This window comes from Pseudomonas putida, from assembly GCF_030159595.1.
Lineage (GTDB): Bacteria > Pseudomonadota > Gammaproteobacteria > Pseudomonadales > Pseudomonadaceae > Aquipseudomonas > Aquipseudomonas putida_AC.
Map to the genome: position 1 here is coordinate 1 of NZ_BSKJ01000031.1, position 710 is coordinate 710.

A 710-nucleotide genomic window follows, 5' to 3' on the forward strand; every position below is an offset into this window, starting at 1 on the left:
TCTATCGATTTCACGAAGGTACTGAACGCAGCCTTCAAGAGGCCTTCATTAGCCCAGCTCTGAGTCATTGCAGTGCGAGCACTTACTAAGGCTGCTCTGCGACGAAGCAGGCTCTGAAGCTTGCCGTAGACAGCGGGAGGCGGGCTCCAGGGACGAAGATCATCCCCTTCGTTCCTCAGAAATCGGGACAGCAACCGAGCATCGGAAGGGTCGGTTTTAACCCGTCCTCCAACACTTTTCCGGTAGTTACTCAGTTGGAAACCATCGATGACATAAACCTCGAAACCCAAGCTATGGGCCAGCTCAACCAAGTCCAGGTGATAAACATTGGTCGCTTCGACCGCGATAGCGGTGTTCAGCGGTTGCTGCTTCAGCCATTTTTTGATTTCGAGTTTGGAATTTTTCAGTCTGATGATCTCATCACGGTCATCGTGATGGATAACCAGCTCAGCTTTTGCGACATCCGCACCCACAATTAGCTTGCCTACCTGCATTGCCATGGGCGACTCCTCACGCTATGGTTTTTCGGCTTGAAGGGGTTTCACCAAGAGGCGCTGGCTTGCTTCTATCGTCGCTTGCAAACGATGCATTCTTTATCGGCGCTTTGGTGGAAGGGGTGGGGCGATGTCTCCCACGGTCTGTACTGCTGTGAACAGTCAGAATCGGGCATTTAGTCCCACCACCCCTTCAAGTCTAACCATACAAGCGGG

The 710-nt window shown here is 52.4% G+C and carries 1 protein-coding gene; it reads right to left on the bottom strand.

What is annotated here, in order from left to right; translation table 11 throughout:
• The coding region (locus tag QQL85_RS26420; protein WP_284368790.1) for an IS110 family transposase at window positions 1-500 on the bottom strand (500 nt) is incomplete at its 3' end.
• Window positions 501-710 lie beyond the last annotated feature (210 nt).